This is a genomic window from Brachybacterium sp. AOP29-B2-41 (assembly GCF_052378395.1).
Classification (GTDB): Bacteria; Actinomycetota; Actinomycetes; order Actinomycetales; family Dermabacteraceae; genus Brachybacterium.
Window position 1 is genome coordinate 1 of record NZ_JBQSXR010000049.1, and the last position, 1,433, is coordinate 1,433.

Sequence of the window (1,433 nt, forward strand, 5' to 3'; positions counted from 1 at the left end):
GGCTCTTCGCAGCTGAGGGGGTAGATGCGGAACGCGGGGTGGGCGCGTCGGTGCCGGGATAGACGTCGAGGTCTCCCGATGATGGAAGTTCTGACACTCACCATCTGGAAGACCTCGACATGCTCAACGCTACCTTCGATGACCCCGACCTGACGACCTTCGCCCGCCTCGAGGAGCTTGGCCTGGTCGTGGTCGGCCAGAGGCTCACTGCCGCGCGGGCGGTGCTGGAGTGCCGGCTCGCCGAGGAGGATCCGTGGTGCAGGGCCTGCGGAGCGCGGTCGACCTCGCGGGGCTCCATCACCAGGTCTCTGGCGCATGAGCCGTTCGGTCACAGGCCCACGACGTTGCTGGTGCGGATTCGCCGCTACCGGTGTGACCATTGCGGATGCCACTGGCGCGAAGACACCACCGCGGCGGCCGCAGAGCGGGCGAAGCTCTCCCGAGGCGGGATCCGGTGGGCGCTGGAAGCCCTGGTCATCGACCACCTCTCGATCGCGCGGGTCGCCGCCGGGCTGGGCGTGGCCTGGCATACCGCTAACGACGCCGTTCTCGCCGAGGGGAAGCGGCTGCTGATCGATGACCCGGCCCGCTTCGACGGAGTCCGCGTGATCGGCGTCGACGAACACGTCTGGCGCCACACCCGCCGCGGCGACAAGTACGTCACCGTGATCATCGACCTCACCCCCACCAGGGACAAGACCGGGCCGGCGAAGTTGCTGGACATGGTCGAGGGCCGTTCCAAGGCGGCGTTCAAGGCCTGGCTGGAGGCCCGCCCCGAGGCGTGGAAGAACTGCATCGAGGTCGTCGCGATGGATGGGTTCACAGGGTTCAAGACGGCCACCAGCGAGGTCCTCCCCGGAGCGGTCGCAGTCATGGATCCCTTCCACGTCGTCCGCCTGGCCGGAGACGCTCTGGACGACTGCCGACGCCGGATCCAGCAGAAGCTCCACAAGCGTCGCGGCCGCAAAGACGACCCTCTCTACAAGTCCCGCCGCACCCTCCACACCGGGACCAAGCTGCTGACCGAGCGGCAATGCGAACGCCTCAGCGCCCTGTTCACCCACCACCCGCACGCTGCGGTCGAGGCGACCTGGGAGATCTACCAGGCCATGATCGCCGCCTATCGAGAACCCGACCGGACCAGAGCCAGAACGATGATGGAGAAGGTCATCGCAGCCCTCAGAGCAACGGTCCCAGACACCCTCGTCGAGCTGGGAAAGCTCGGCCGGACGCTGACCAAACGCGCCGACGACATCCTGGCGTTCTTCGATCGCCCCGGCACCAGCAACGGGCCCACCGAGGCGATCAACGGCCGACTCGAGCACCTACGCGGTTCGGCCCTCGGCTTCCGCAACCTCACCAACTACATCGCCCGCAGCCTCCTCGAATCAGGAGGCTTCAGAAACCAGCTACACCCTCGGATGCGATGAGCC

1 protein-coding gene is annotated in these 1,433 nt (G+C 67.3%); it reads left to right on the top strand.

Annotation, left to right across the window (positions count from 1 at the left end; genetic code table 11):
• The first annotated feature begins 119 nt into the window (after window positions 1–119).
• On the top strand, window positions 120–1,430 hold the full coding sequence (locus tag ACT3T9_RS18810) for an ISL3 family transposase (RefSeq protein WP_443424669.1): 1,311 nt from the start codon (window positions 120–122) through the stop codon (window positions 1,428–1,430).
• Window positions 1,431–1,433: the final 3 nt, after the last annotated feature.

Bases quoted from the DNA above. Each gene is read 5' to 3' on its own strand.
- ACT3T9_RS18810 (WP_443424669.1), top strand. From the start codon at position 120: ATGCTCAACGCTACCTTCGATGACCCCGACCTGACGACCTTCGCCCGC.